At 31.7% G+C, this 15,606-nt stretch carries 12 protein-coding genes; 7 read left to right on the plus strand and 5 right to left on the minus strand.

The window, feature by feature from the left end:
* Positions 1–3: 3 nt before the first annotated feature.
* On the minus strand, positions 4–741 hold the full coding sequence (locus D1817_08435; GenBank protein AXT19909.1) for a hypothetical protein: 738 nt from the start codon (positions 739–741) through the stop codon (positions 4–6).
* A 299-nt stretch (positions 742–1,040) separates the two neighbouring features.
* Here D1817_08435 and D1817_08440 point away from each other — a divergent pair, with 299 nt between their 5' ends.
* Entirely contained in the window at positions 1,041–1,931 is an 891-nt protein-coding gene (locus tag D1817_08440; protein ID AXT19910.1) for a chromosome partitioning protein ParA, read from the plus strand.
* 76 nt (positions 1,932–2,007) lie between these two features.
* Here D1817_08440 and fumC read toward each other — a convergent pair whose 3' ends face one another.
* Positions 2,008–3,405 (minus strand): class II fumarate hydratase, encoded by a 1,398-nt coding sequence (gene fumC, locus D1817_08445; protein ID AXT19911.1) that lies wholly within the window; start codon positions 3,403–3,405, stop codon positions 2,008–2,010.
* 167 nt (positions 3,406–3,572) lie between these two features.
* On the opposite strand from fumC, the gene D1817_08450 reads away from it, so the two are divergent.
* Positions 3,573–4,214 (plus strand): peroxiredoxin, encoded by a 642-nt coding sequence (locus tag D1817_08450; GenBank protein AXT19912.1) that lies wholly within the window; start codon positions 3,573–3,575, stop codon positions 4,212–4,214.
* Between the two features lie 635 nt (positions 4,215–4,849).
* Here D1817_08450 and D1817_08455 read toward each other — a convergent pair.
* The 3 genes from D1817_08455 to prfB form a co-directional block, all read right to left on the minus strand.
* The gene (locus D1817_08455) at positions 4,850–7,327 is read right to left on the minus strand and encodes a TonB-dependent receptor (GenBank protein AXT19913.1); all 2,478 of its coding nucleotides are present in this window, start codon (positions 7,325–7,327) and stop codon (positions 4,850–4,852) included.
* 97 nt (positions 7,328–7,424) lie between these two features.
* Entirely contained in the window at positions 7,425–7,766 is a 342-nt protein-coding gene (gene arsC / locus D1817_08460; GenBank protein AXT19914.1) for an arsenate reductase (glutaredoxin), read from the minus strand.
* 50 nt (positions 7,767–7,816) lie between these two features.
* A protein-coding gene (gene prfB, locus D1817_08465; protein AXT19915.1) for a peptide chain release factor 2 occupies positions 7,817–8,915 on the minus strand; the annotation gives its coding sequence in 2 pieces (ribosomal slippage) (positions 7,817–8,851 and positions 8,853–8,915; 1,098 coding nt in all).
* Positions 8,916–9,020: 105 nt separating this feature from the next.
* Here prfB and D1817_08470 point away from each other — a divergent pair.
* The 5 genes from D1817_08470 (at position 9,021) to D1817_08490 (ending at position 15,574) form a co-directional block, all read left to right on the plus strand.
* A complete protein-coding gene (locus D1817_08470; GenBank protein ID AXT19916.1) occupies positions 9,021–11,423 on the plus strand; it encodes a DUF5117 domain-containing protein in 2,403 nt (800 codons plus the stop codon).
* A gap of 10 nt (positions 11,424–11,433) precedes the next feature.
* Positions 11,434–12,459 carry a threonine aldolase gene (locus tag D1817_08475; GenBank protein ID AXT19917.1) on the plus strand — a complete coding sequence of 342 codons (1,026 nt, stop codon included), beginning with the start codon at positions 11,434–11,436 and terminating at the stop codon, positions 12,457–12,459.
* A gap of 31 nt (positions 12,460–12,490) precedes the next feature.
* Entirely contained in the window at positions 12,491–12,988 is a 498-nt protein-coding gene (locus tag D1817_08480; GenBank protein ID AXT19918.1) for a hypothetical protein, read from the plus strand.
* Positions 12,989–13,258: 270 nt separating this feature from the next.
* Positions 13,259–14,788, plus strand: coding sequence for a hypothetical protein (locus tag D1817_08485; protein AXT19919.1), 1,530 nt, complete (start codon positions 13,259–13,261; stop codon positions 14,786–14,788).
* A gap of 84 nt (positions 14,789–14,872) precedes the next feature.
* Positions 14,873–15,574 (plus strand): hypothetical protein, encoded by a 702-nt coding sequence (locus tag D1817_08490; protein AXT19920.1) that lies wholly within the window; start codon positions 14,873–14,875, stop codon positions 15,572–15,574.
* The last annotated feature ends 32 nt before the right edge of the window (positions 15,575–15,606 follow it).

Genomic DNA, 15,606 nt, shown 5'->3' on the forward strand with positions numbered 1-15,606 from the left:
TCTTTATGCTGTTTTATTGATTAAAGTATTTAAATGCATCATAAATTGTGATATAAATTCGTCAAAATTAAATTTCATTAAATGCCTATGTTCTTTATAAAAGGAATTAATACTTTTTTTATGATTTGGAAATACTTGTATAAAATCTCTTTTAGATTTTACTAAGAAGTAATTAGCGTTATAGTGAAGGAAAAGCTTATTTTGATATGTAAATTTAGTATAAGCAAAACTACCATTCAAATCTTGAGCTTTCGTTTTAGTATGCTTACTGAGTAATGCTATATTATTATTTTGATAAATTACTTCATAGAACCCTTCAATTTTCGCTGATGTTATTTTATTGCCTGGATAAGACATATTCACGAATAAATGATTATCAATAGTAAATTGTTTAATTTTTTCTGGGATTAACTGAAATGCAAATTGCCCAGATTGATTTAGCAATCTAACAACTACCAAATTATTATGAATATCGTATTTCAAGTTAATATCATAATAAGGTTGATCGTCATATACAACGTTTCCTATTGGATATTGAGAAGGCGTATAATTAGATAAAAAATATTGATTGTTACCTTCTATTGTGGTATATTTTTCTTTGTATTCAACACCGTTGTAAAGATCAATATTCCCTACACCTACTATAGAGTCAAACCATTTATAATATTGTTTCTCATTGAAAGAGTTTTGAGAATTAATTATAGAGGTGCTAAATAAAAAAATGAAAATTATGAATTTCATTAGTTGGTTGATTGATGATGAGTTAAAAGTAGCTATTAATTATTATATATTTTGTTAATGACTTATTAATATTAAAAAACCCTTAAAAATTTTTAAATAAGATCATGAAATGCTTGCTTTTTTATTTTAAATGCTTAATTATTAATTATTTGAAAAATTATAATTTTTAAAAACATCCAAATGTTAAAACTAGGCGTATATATTTCAAATGAGAGTAAAAGTTACTTTCAATGAAAATTAAAAATGCATTAATAATTTAAATTTAGAAATAACGTTTAATAAAAAAACCCGATACTATTATGGAAGATAAAGCAGCAAATAGCAATAGAAGTTTAAAAGTAATTTTAGGAATAGCAATAGCATTGCTTATAGGTACAGGAGTATATAGTTACACTTTATACAGCAGTGGTTTAGAAACTGAAAAACAATTAACAGAAGAGAAACAATTAGTGTTAAACTCTTTAAATGAAAAAGCAGAACAATTAGATGTAGCCATAGGAGAAAGTCAAGTTGCAAACGAAAAATTAATTGAAGCTAAAGAGCGTATAGAAAGTTTAGCTGCATCTTTAGAAGCATCAGAAGGGACTGTAAGAAACTTAAGAAACTACAGACGTAAATTCCTAGCATTAGAAAAAGAAATGGATGCATTATTAGCAGAAAACGATGCTCTTAAGCTTGAGAATTCATTATTAGCTACTTCTTTAGATAGTACACAAACAGAGCTTAATGAACGCTCTATATTTAATGATTCGTTATTAGCTCAAAACTCAGAATTAGCGACTATTGTTGATGATGCTTCAATTTTATCAGCAGCAAGTTTAAAAGGTTTTGGAGTTATTGTAAGAACTTCGGGTAAATTAATCCCAACAGAACGTGCGCGTAGAGCCGATAAAGTTAGAGTTTGCTATACGATCGCTAAAAACACCTTAGTAGGATCTGGAGATAAAGAGTTTTTTGTACAAGTATTAGATCCAAATGATAATGTTTTAGGACTAAATGAGCAAATAGAATTTGAAGGGCAAATAGTAAATTATAGCTTAATAAGTAAGTTTAACTATGAAGGAAACAATTTAGATATTTGCGAGTTTGTAGAGCCAGATGGAAAAAGTAAATTCGAAAAAGGACGTTATGTAGTTAACGTATATGATGAAGATAGATTAGTAACATCTTCAGAATTTGAATTAAAATAATACCTCCGAACTTAACTTCATAAAAAAGGCTATCGATTTCGATAGCCTTTTTTAATTTCATATAATTATGATTGAATTATTGTAATCCTCCCACCATATCTTCTGGTTTTACCCATGCATCATAATCTTCTTCAGAAACATAACCTAAGTTAATAGCTTCTTCTTTTAGAGTAGTTCCGTTTTTATGTGCTGTGTTTGCAATTTCAGCAGCTTTATAATATCCAATTTTGGTATTTAAAGCTGTGACTAGCATTAAAGAGTTATTAAGTAATTCTTTAATTACTGAGTGATTAGGCTCAATGCCTGATGCACAATTTACATCAAAACTCACGCAAGCATCTCCAATAAGTTGTGCAGATTGTAATAAATTTGAGGCCATCATTGGTTTAAATACATTTAACTCGTAATGTCCTTGTGTTCCTCCAACGGTTATTGCAACATCATTACCCATTACTTGTGCACAAACCATTGTTAAAGCTTCACACTGTGTTGGATTTACTTTCCCAGGCATAATAGAACTTCCTGGTTCGTTTGCTGGAATAATAATTTCACCAATACCACTTCTTGGTCCAGAAGCCATCATTCGAATATCATTTGCAATCTTATTTAAAGATACTGCTAATTGTTTTAAAGCGCCATGAGTTTCAACAATAGCATCATGTGCTGCAAGTGCTTCAAACTTATTATACGCAGAAATAAAAGGTAACCCTGTAAACTCTGCAATAAACTCAGCTACACGTTTGGCATAACCTTTTGGTGTATTTAGCCCTGTTCCTACAGCTGTTCCTCCTAAAGCTAGTTCACTTAAATGAGGTAGCGTATTTTCTAAAGCTTTTAATCCGTGATCTAATTGTGATACATATCCTGAAAATTCTTGACCGAGGGTTAAGGGAGTAGCATCCATTAAATGTGTACGCCCAATTTTAACAACATCTTTAAAAGTTTCAGATTTTGCTTTAAAGGCATCTCGTAGTTGTATTACCCCAGGAATTGTAGTTTCTACTACTTTTTTATATGCTGCAATATGCATTCCAGTAGGGAACGTATCGTTAGACGACTGAGATTTATTAACATCATCATTAGGTTGAATAGTTTTCTCACCTTCTCCAATAACATTTCCAGCAATTTGATGTGCTCTATTGGCGATTACTTCATTCACATTCATATTACTTTGTGTACCAGAACCTGTTTGCCAAATTACTAGCGGAAATTGGTCATCGTGCTTTCCTTCTAAAATTTCTTCACACACTTGAGCAATTAAATCACGTTTTTCAATAGGCAATACCCCTAATTCACAATTGGTAAAAGCTGCAGCTTTTTTAAGGTAAGCAAAACCATATACTACCTCTAGAGGCATTGATGCTGGAGTTCCAATTTTAAAATTATTTCGAGAACGTTCAGTCTGAGCTCCCCAAAGTTTATCGGCAGGTACTTTTACCTCACCCATAGTATCTTTTTCTATTCTATAACTCATAAAAGTTTTATTAATTTTAGGATTACAAATTTACAATTTTATTGTGGATTAACTTAGTCTCTGTTTACCTGATACTTTAACATAATTGTATTTTTTTTAACATTAAAATACTTAAATTAGCTATCGAATTATTTGACAACATATTTTATACATAAAACATAAAAACAATGGCAGCAATTAGACTAGGAGATGAAGCTCCAAACTTTACAGCACAAACTACAGAAGGAGAAATTAACTTTCATGATTGGTTAGGAGATGGATGGGGAATTTTATTTTCACACCCAGCAGATTATACACCAGTATGTACTACAGAATTAGGAACAGTCGCTAAATATAAAGCAGAATTTGATAAGCGTAATGTAAAAGTGGCAGCATTGAGTGTAGATGGTATTGATTCTCATCACGGATGGGTTAAAGACATTAACGAAACTCAAGGAACTACAGTAAACTTCCCAATTATAGCTGATGAAGATCGAAACGTGTCTGAGCTTTATGATATGATTCACCCTAATGCAGATAGTAAGCTAACCGTACGTTCTGTGTTTGTAATCGGAAACGATAAAAAAATAAAACTAACGATTACATATCCAGCGTCAACAGGACGTAATTTTGATGAATTATTACGCGTGGTAGACTCGTTACAGTTAACGGCGTATCATAAAGTTGCAACCCCTGCAAATTGGAATAATGGTGACGATTGTGTAATTGTGCCAGCGGTTGCTAATGAGCAAATCCCTGAGTTATTCCCTAAAGGGCATACAGAAGTAAAACCGTATTTACGTATGACGCCTCAACCGAATTTGAATTAAAAAAATGACCTATTTTAATTTTAAATATAAAAGATGTTTTTAGCTATTGGCCCAATCCAATTGATTTTACTTTTTTTGATTCCTGTTGGTGGAATTTTACTTTTGATATTTTTTTTATTAAAGAAAGCAAGAAAAATAGATAAGGATAAAATATCTAAAATGAAAGATTAATAATTAAACAACTTTTTATTTAATAACCTGTTCATAAATCTTAATTTTAGTATTGTATACATTTAAGCTTTATAGTATCTTTGCCACAGATTTATTAAAAGACACACACAATTATGTTTGATTTCGATCAGTATTTAGGATTTTTAGCATTTTTAACGATATTAACCATCGGATTTTGGTTAATGATATTTCTTATCACTTTTGTAATTCCTTATTGGATTGGAGGAGCTGCAATTGAGCGCGTTAAAGAAATTATGGCTGACCGTAAAGCTAAAAGAGAAGCATAATTTTAAAATACTATATAAAAAAAGTAAAAAAAGGGGAAGCATTTGCTTCCCCTTTTTTTGTTAGTTATTTCATCATTGCAAGGCTTGTTGAACTCGTTTCAGAAACGAAGTAATCTTTTAAACTGGAACTAGAGAGATAAACAGATTGATTGCTTCACGTTCGCAATGACGTTAAAATTAACCTTCAAATTCAAAATCCTCTTCACCACCATTATTATTTCCTTGATTACGACGGCGTTGATTTTTTTGTTGATTGAACCTGTAGGTAAATGATAAGTTTATGCTGCGTTGTCTGAATTGAAATTCACCTTCATTAAAAAATGTAGGAGTTGTTGTTTCAGATCTACGTTTCCTACTATTAAAGACATCACTAATATTAAGTGCGATCGATCCTCTTTCGTTAAATACATCTTTACTAAATGCTAAATTAGCAGAGAATAAACCTTCATTTCTGGTTTGTGCAGTTTCACTAGGCCCACGATAAAATAAACGTGTTTGCCAATCGATGCCTCCTGGTAATGTATATTTATTGTTTAAACGAACAAACCAGCTAAAGTTATCGGCATCAAAATTAGTGCCGTTAAAATCACCACGTGTTTGATTTTCGAATATATTGACATTTCCGTTAATATTCCATTTACGAGTAGGTCTATACGTTACTGTAAACTCAAACCCGTAACGACTACTAGATCCTAAATTTACAGGAGTTCGTCTAATTACAGGAATCTCTTCACCACCAATAAGCACAGTTGTTCCAGTATCTTCTGTAATAAAAGTAAATACATCTGTAGAACGTTGGTAAAAAATAGATGAATTTAATGTTAGCTTTCCGAATCTATTTAAATATCCTAAATCAAAAGCATTAGAAAAACTAGGATCTAAATTTGGATTCCCTTGAAATAAATTTGTTAAACTACTTTGAGAGGGGAATGGGTTAATAAATCGTGATCTTGGTCTTCGTACACGACGACTATATCCTAAAGTAAGGCTTTGTTTCTCTGTAAATTCATACCCTAAATTAACGGTAGGGAATAGGCTAGAGTAATCTATTTCGTTAACATCGTTTGTGGTGCGTTGATCTACAGTAACTTGTGTATCTTCAAAACGTAACCCTAGTAAATAAGAAAACTTATCTTTTACTTTACTACCATATTGTACATAAACCGCATTGATGTTCTCTGTATAAACTAAATTATTACTTAAGTTATTATCTCTACTAAAAGCGCCATTTGCTATAGTGTCTACTGCAAAATCGGTGTCTTGCTCTCTAAAGCTACCGCGATAACCAACTTCGAACTGACTACTTTCTCCAATTGGTTTTACATAATCTGCTTGTAATAAAAATCGATCTTGCTCATCGATTGTGCTTACAGTACGATCAATGATTCCATTTTGAGTAATCGTTGAAAATTCATCATCATCACTATTTTCATATTGAAAATCTGCAGTAAGCTTGTGACTACTGTCTTCTCCAAACTGCTTATCAAAATTCAAACCATATTGAATCGTTTTACTATCACTAACTTCAGGATCTAAACGAAAAGTTTCGGTTGCGATTCCTGCACCATCAATAGTAGTAGTGTTATTACGTGTTTCGCTTTCGTTATCACTATTTCTATAAACAATGTTTCCTGTTAAAGAAGTATTATCATTTAAATACCACTCTGTACCAAAATTAGTATTAAAACCTTTTCGAATACGCTCGGTTTCTCGCTCCTCATTTAAAAAAGTATCTGGATTATCAAACGGAATTCCATTGTCATCAATACCACTATTAAAAAATCGAGAACTATTTGAAGATTCCCCAGGGCTTTCTCGATAACTATATCCCGAAGTATTAAAGAAATTAAAATCTCCGGTTCTGTAGTTGATATTTCCTGAAGCTCCTGCCGTTTCTGGATATCCACCATTTACGGTAATGGCCCCGTTTAATCCTTGCAATTTACTGCGACGTAAAATAATATTAAGAATACCTGCGGTGCCTTCTGCATCGTACCTAGAAGAAGGAGAAGTAATAACCTCTACACGTTCAATAGCTTCTGCAGGAAGTTGACGTAAGGCATCAGTGGAGTTTAACCCAACTAAACCAGAAGGTTTCCCATTTATTAAAATTCGAACATTATCATTCCCTCTTAATGCTACATTACCTTCAACATCAACAGAAACAGAAGGCACATTATCCAAAACATCACTTACTGTACCTCCACGTACGGTAAGATCTTTACCTACATTATATATTTTCTTATCAAGCTTAATTTCTACAGTCGTACGCTCTGCTATCACTTCTACAGCAGCTAAAGATTGTGCATCAATATCTAATATTATAGTGCCGAGATCTTCGTCCTTGCTAAGAGTTTTATTGAGCATTTTTTCTGTTTTGTATGAAATATATTCAATAGAGATATCATAAGTTCCTGTGGGAACAGAAATTTTAAACTCTCCTTTTATATCAGTAATACCACCAGTAATTATTTTATTTTCTTTTTTACTAAAAAAAGCAATAGTAGCATATTCTAAAGGTTCGTTGGTTTCTTTGTCTAAGACCTTACCATTAATAGTAACATCTTTTAAAGCAACATTTGTTGTAGGTTGTTGAGCATTAGTAATTATACTACTTAATGTAGTAAGTAGAAGAGTTAGGAGTAGTTTGTTCATTCTATAATTTTGCTTGTTAGACCGCAAAAGTATAGCAAGGTTTAACCGGCATTGGTTAAAGTTGTGTTAAAAGAAAAACCCTACAAAAGCAAGTGTGTTAAAGTATGCTTAAAACGATTTCAGGTGGCCGACCTATAACAGCTTTATCTCCATTAATAATAATAGGACGCTCAATAAGTTTTGGATTATTAACCATTATAGAAATCAATTCCTCATCAGTTAATGTTTTGCCTTTAAAATTCTCTTTCCAAATAGCTTCACCTTTACGAATAAGCTCTAAAGGTGTAATGCCTAATAAAGAAATGATATGTTTCAATTCTTCAACATTAGGAGTGTCTTCAAGATATTTAACGACTTCAAATTTTTTCCCAGAATTTTCAAGGATGTCTAATCCACATCGAGATTTACTACATCTGTTATTGTGATATATTTTAATCATAATATTTGTTATCTCTTCAAATAAGAGCTCTCTTTTATTTTGTTTATGAACTAGTCTTCATTTTTTTGCCCCATAGCCATTAAATACGATTTTAAAAATGGCTCTAATTGTCCATTCATAACTGCGTCTACATTTCCTGTTTCATGACCTGTGCGTACATCTTTAACAAGTTTATAAGGGTGCATTACATAATTTCGTATTTGACTTCCCCATTCAATTTTCATTTTCCCAGATTCAATGTCATCACGTTCGGCTTGTTGCTTTTTTACTTCGATCTCATACAGTTGAGACTTTAGCATTTGTAATGCACGTGCACGATTATCGTGTTGCGATCGTGTTTCTGAACATGAAATTTGAATTCCTGTAGGTTTATGTGTAAGCTGGACTTTAGTTTCTACTTTATTTACATTTTGCCCACCAGCTCCACTAGATCTAGCAGTTACAATTTCGATATCTGCTGGATTAATATCAATCTCAATGGTATCATCAATTAATGGATACACATATACCGAAGCAAAACTAGTATGGCGTTTGGCATTACTATCAAAAGGAGAAATACGTACTAAACGATGTACACCGTTCTCACCTTTTAACCATCCAAAAGAATAATCGCCTTCAATTTGTAAAGTCACAGTTTTTATACCCGCAACATCACCGTCTTGATAATTAAGTTCACGTACTTTAAATCCGCTATGTTCAGCATACATTAAGTACATACGCATTAGCATTTGTGTCCAATCACAACTTTCTGTACCACCTGCACCTGCTGTAATTTGTAATACAGCACTCATACTATCGGTTTCACTAGAAAGCATATTTTTAAATTCCATATGCTCTAATAACTCCGTAGCTTTAATATATTGAGTAGTGACTTCTTCTTCTGTAGATTCTCCTTCTTTAAAAAAATCATAAAGAATATCTAATTCGTCAACAAGAGTTTCTAGTGAGTTGTAATCACCAACCCATTTTTTATTAACTCGTAATGTTTTAATTATTGCTTCTGCAGCTTTAGAATCATTCCAAAAATTAGGATCAAAGGTTTTTTCCTCTTCATTTTGGATCTCTATAAGTTTGACATCTAAGTCAAAGATACCTCCTTAACGCACCAAGGCGCTCCTGAAGATCTTTAATTTGATCTGATGTTATCATAAGTTAAATTACTTTCTGCAAAAATAGAATTTATAAACTTTTATGGAAATTAAAAAGATGATTATTTAGTTCAAATTATGTAGCTTTATGGGCTAAATTTTTATGATGAAAAAAACAATTCTACATTTCGTTTTATTATTATTTATTACTAGTAGCTTTTCTCAAGGATTAAAAGGAAAAACATTAAAAAATTATAACGGTTATTTTAACTTCTTTTATGAAGAAGCTCAAGATAAAATCTATTTAGAAGTTAAGAATTTAAATGAAGAATTTCTTTATATAAGTTCATTATCTAGCGGTATTGGTTCTAACGATATCGGATTAGATCGCGGACAATTAGGAGGAGAACGTTTAGTTAAATTTATAAAGGCAGGAAATAAATTATTGTTAATTCAGCCAAATCAAGATTATCGTGCGATAACAGATAATGTTCTCGAGCGCAAAAGTATAGAGCAAGCATTTGCAAAATCGGTACTTTTTGGATTTAAGATTGTAGAAACCAAAGATGGAACTCATATTATTGATTTTACACCATTTTTAATGCAAGATACACATAATGTGATTGGACGATTAAAATCAAATAGAGAAGGAACATATAAATTAGATCTAACTAAAAGTGCTTTAGCTTTAGAACGAACAAAAGCATTTCCTAAAAATGTAGAGTTTGAAGCGTTGTTAACTTTTAAAGGAGAACCAACAGGGCGTAATTTACGAACAGTAACACCTACTGCATCTTTAGTAAGTGTTGTACAGCATCATTCGTTTATAGAGTTACCAGATAATAATTATAAACCAAGAGAATTTGATGTGCGTAGTGGTGCGATATCTATGTCTTATTTAGATTATGCAACTCCTGTACAAGAACAAATCAGAAAAAGATACATTACACGTCACCGTTTAGAAAAGAAAAACCCTAATGCAAAAATTAGCGAAGCTGTAGAACCTATTATTTATTATTTAGACCCTGGTACACCAGAACCTGTACGTTCTGCATTACTTGAAGGTGCACGTTGGTGGAATGAAGCTTATGAAGCTATAGGGTACAAAGATGCTTTTCAAGTAAAGATGCTCCCACCAGATGCCGACCCTATGGATTGCAGATTTAATGTGATACAATGGGTACACCGCTCGACTAGAGGATGGAGTTATGGTTCTAGTGTTTCAGATCCACGAACAGGTGAGATTATTAAAGGACATGTAAGCTTAGGGAGTTTGAGAATTCGTCAAGATTTTTTAATTGCACAAGCACTGTTAAACAAACCATTTGCTAAAGATGATGATAATTACAAACCAATGTTAGATATGGCTGTGGCAAGAATTCGCCAATTAAGCGCACATGAGGTGGGGCATACTATTGGTTTTGCTCATAATTTTGCTGCAAGTACTAATAATCGTGCTTCGGTAATGGATTATCCACATCCAACGATAACACTAAAAAATGGAAAGGTAGATTTAAGTAATGCTTACGATACAGGTATTGGCGATTGGGATAAGGTAACTGTAGCTTATAGTTATTCTGAGTTTGATAAAAGTGCAAATGAAAAAGAAGAATTAAATAAAATATTAAACAAAGCCAAAAAAGATGGACTACGTTTTATTACTGATAGTGATGCAAGACCGCAAGGAGGAGCGCACGCTTTAGCTCACCTGTGGGATAATGGAAATAGTGCATCAGAAGAATTAGAAAATGTATTAAAAGTAAGAGCTAAAGCAATCGATAATTTTTCTGTAGATAATATTCGATCTTTTGAACCATACTCAATATTAGAAGACGTATTTGTGCCTTTGTATTTCTTTCATCGTTATCAAGTTGAGGCAGCAGCAAAAGTGGTTGGTGGTTTAGATTATAACTATGCTGTAAAAGATGATGGACAATTAACTACTGAAGCTGTAGATGTAAAAATACAGCGAGAAACTTTAAATGCAATTATGACTGCTTTAAATGCTAAAACCTTAGCTATTCCAAAAGATAAATTAAATTTATTCCCTCCAAGAGCTTTTGGTTATGGACGTACAAGAGAATCTTTTGTAGGTAAGACTGGTGTTGCTTTTGATGCTTTAAGTGCAGCTTCTACAGCAAGCGATATGTCTTTACGTTTATTATTACATACAGAACGCGCAAATCGTTTGGTGCAACAAAAGAGTTTAGATAAATCTCAATTAGGTTTAGCAGATATATTGGATGCATTAATTAATAACTCATTTCGTGCTAAACATAACGATGCTTATTTAAGTGAAGTGCAGCAAAACATAAATGTAAATGTGTTAAAATATGTAATGAATTTAGCTGTGAACTCTAATGCTTATTTTCAGGTAAATGCAATAGCTAATAAAACAATTAATGATCTAGCGAAAGGCTTCGATAAAAATTCAGCTTACGATTTACAGTATTTAACTTTAATAAAAGAATTTAGAACAAAACCAGAAAAATTCACAATAAAAGCATCACCAAGACTTCCTGATGGTTCTCCAATAGGAACTGATGTGTGTTATTATGCTGAAAATTAAAAATTAGATTATGATTATAGATTTAAGAAGCGATACGGTTACAAAACCAACTCAAGGAATGTTAGATGCAATGATGAGCGCTAGTGTTGGTGATGATGTATATAAAGAAGACCCAACGGTTAATGCTTTGGAAGAAAAAGTTGCAGAGATGTTCGGAAAACCTAAAGCTTTGTTTTTCCCTACAGGAACAATGGCAAATCAAGCAGCAATTAATTTACATACGCGACCAGGAGAACAGGTAATTTGCGATAAATATGCCCATATATATAACTACGAAGGTGGAGGAGCTTCCTTTAATAGTGGGGTGTCTTGTAGATTGATAGATGGCGATCGTGGGATGTATACAGTAGAGCAAGCTGCTGCTGCAATTAACCCTCCTGATTTTTATCATAGCCCTCTCACAAGTCTAATAGAAATAGAGAACACAACTAATAAAGGAGGAGGAGCTTGCTGGGATTTTAATGAGATTAAAAAATTGCAAAAGCTAAGTAAAGACAATGGCTTAGGATTTCATTTAGATGGTGCACGACTATGGAATGCATTAATAGCAACAGAAGAAACACCTAAACAATATGGTGAAGCATTTGATACTATTTCGGTATGTTTAAGTAAAGGTTTAGGGTGCCCAATTGGCTCTGTTTTAACTGGAGACGCTGAGTTTATGGATAATGCTATTCGTATCCGTAAAATATTGGGAGGTGGTATGCGGCAAGTAGGATATCTCGCAGCAGCAGGAATTTATGCTTTAGATCATCAATTTGAGCGTTTACAAGAAGACCATAATAAAGCGAAAGAATTAGAAAGTGTTCTAGGAACACTATCATTTATTAAAAAAGTTGAACCTGTAGAAACCAATATTATTATTTTTGAGTTGAATGATACTGTAGATGAAGTAAAATTCATGTCTGAACTCAAAACAAATAATATTCATATTATTGGAATGGGAGGTGGAAAATTACGTATGGTAACCCATCTGGATTATACAGATACAATGCATCAGTTTTTATTAGAGAAACTAAAAGGATTTCAATTCTAAATGAATATGTGTAATTAAAATTTATAGATCTATGAAAATTAAAAATGTAGTTTTATTAGTGCTTATGATTCCTATGTTTGTTATTGGACAAGATTCTAAACTTTCAATGTTTGATAATTTTATTGGGAAAACATGGAAAGCAGATGGAAACTGGGGTGATGGTAGTAAATTCAAACAAGAAATAACATTTAAATATGCTTTAGATCATAGAATTATTATCACCAATGCTAAAGGGTTTATAAATAAAGAACAAACCGAATTAGGGTTAAGAAATCACGGAGTTAGACGATATGACAAAACATCAAACAATATAAAGTTCTGGGAGTTTGATGTTTTCGGAGGCTTAACAGAAGGTATTGTTTTTGCTGAAGGGAGAAATATTGTTTATCAGTATAGTTATGGTGATTCATTTGTTACCGATATGTGGGAATATGTTGATGATTCAACTTATAATTTTAAGATTGGTAATTACAAAAACGGTGTTTGGAAACAAGTGTATTTAAGTACTCAATTTAAAGCTATAGAATAGGAATAGCATTAAATTAATCATTTTTTTACTGATAAATCATTAAATAAAACAATGATTTCAATTAAAAAAGAAGCAATACCTTTTATGGCTATTGCTTCTTTTTTTATAATTATTTTGGAACTACAAACCTTTAAATATATACGTAGTCCCTACGTATTTTATAATTCAATTATAATCTCTAAATTTAAAAAGCAGTAAAATCCAAGTATTAATTCCATTTAAAACACTGTCAATCAAATTGCTTACCTTGCCTTTATTAAAACTATACCTATGAAAACTAAATTATTTTTAATAGTACTCATTATATCAGGATTATACTTTACGAGTTGTACCGAAATACAAAATTCTAATTTGTCTGCAAATATCTCTGTAGACGAATCTGTAAAAAAAACATTTAATACTGAAGGGCGTTTATTTTTATTTTTATCTCAAAATCCAAATGTAGAACCACGAACGCAAATATGGCCTAATCCAAGAAACAAGACTTATATTTTTGCAAAGAATATAAATAATTTCAATTCTAATACAGATTTAATAATATCTCATACTGAAGATTGGGAAAGTACTACAGAGTTTACATTAAGTACTCTTCCTAAAGGAGAATATTATGCACAAGCTTTATGGGATCAGGATACTAGTGAATCTAGAACAGATGCCCCAGGAAACATTTACAGTGAAAAACAAAAAATAATAATTAATGAAGAAGCTATAAATTTTACTGTGTTGTTAGACAAAGTAATTCCGAAAAGAACAATTACTGAGCATAATTTAGCTAAAGTAATAAACTTAAAAAGTGAATTGCTTTCAGAGTTTTGGGGTAAAGCAATGCATTTAAAAGCATCAATATTATTACCACATAATTACAATACTAATAAAGCTTATGCTATTCGTTATAATGTAGCAGGTTATGGTGGGAGGTATACACGAATTAATAGATTACTTAATAATTCTGAATTTATGAAATGGTGGGATTCACCAGAATCGCCACAAATTATTACTGTATTTTTAGATGGAGAAGGCCCTTTTGGTGATTCTTATCAAATGGATTCAGATAATAGTGGCCCTTATGGAGAATCTTTGGTGAAAGAATTAATTCCATATATTGAAAATACTTATAGAGGTACAGATGATATGAAAACTCGCTTTGTAGATGGTTGTTCAACAGGCGGATGGGTATCTTTAGGGTTACAATTGTACTACCCAGATACTTTTAATGGTGTGTTTTCGTATAGTCCAGATTCTATTGAGTTTGAAAATTATCAATTGGTAAATATCTATGCAGATAAAAATGCATTTACTAATGAATTTAATTATGAGAGACCAGTTATGCGAAATACAATGGGCGAACCTGTTTTAGCATTAAGAGAGTTTATCCAATACGAAAATGTATTAGGAAACTCGAACACTTACCTTAATTCTGGCGGACAATTTAGTGCACATACAGCATTATACAGCCCAAAAGGAGATGATGGATTGCCTAAACCTTTATTTGATCCTAAAACAGGCGTTATTGATGCTGAAGTTGCAGAACATTGGAAGAAATATGATTTTAAACTTCACGCTAAAAATAACTGGACAACTTTAGGCCCAAAACTTCAAGGAAAAATTTATGTATGGATGGGTGATATGGATGATTTTTATTTAAACCCGGCAACCAGAGCGTTTGATGAATTTTTAAAAGGAACTCAAAACCCAAAATCAGACGCTATAATTGAATTTTCTGCTATGCAAGGCCATTGCTGGCAATTTTCTGACAGAGTAGTATTGGAACAAATACAAGAACGTATAGATAAATTATGAATTAATAAAAGTTTTGTGAAAGCTAATTGTGATTACTCATAAAATAATAACTAAATTAGTATTTCATTAAAAAACGCTCCAAAAATGAACCTTACAAAATCGCTCAGAAAGCAAGGCTATGATTTAATTGATGGCCCTATTAGAAACCACAATCTCTTACAACTTTGGTTAAAGAAGAGTTTTAATGATGTTCAATTATATTATTCACATATTGATCATGCTTTTACAAGTGATGTGAAATTTAATGAAATTGAAAACACAGCACTTAATGTAGATTCAACAACAAAGAATAAATATGGTTTTAATATTGGAATTACTTTAGTTGAAGAGATTTTAAAATCTCTAGGTATAGGAATGTTTGAGCTTTCGACAGAAGTTTCATCTGGAAAGATGATAACTATAAGTTATGATAACTCTATAACAAAAGAAGTTCCTATAGGAGAAGTGCAAAGTTACTTGTCTAACGCAGATTTTAAACACCCAAATAGACCTCTATTAAATAATGCTAATAGAGATAATATATTAATTATAACGGGTGTATTATGTGCAAAAAACCTCGTAGTTGAAATTGAAACAGATTTTAATTTGAATTCTAATTTAATGACTAAGCTTGATACTATGGCAGGTGGAAAGATTGACTTCTCAATGGAGAATAAAAATATGATGAAAATGGTGTCTAGTAATAATAATTATTTTCCTATAGCTATAAAAGCAAATAGAATAGATTTTGATAAAGGGCACTTTAGTAACACAAACCTCGTAACAGATAATAGAAATTTCTTTTAATTAAAGAAAGTCGATCATGTGTTAAATAAACT

The organism is Flavobacteriaceae bacterium (assembly GCA_003443635.1).
GTDB lineage: Bacteria > Bacteroidota > Bacteroidia > Flavobacteriales > Flavobacteriaceae > AU392.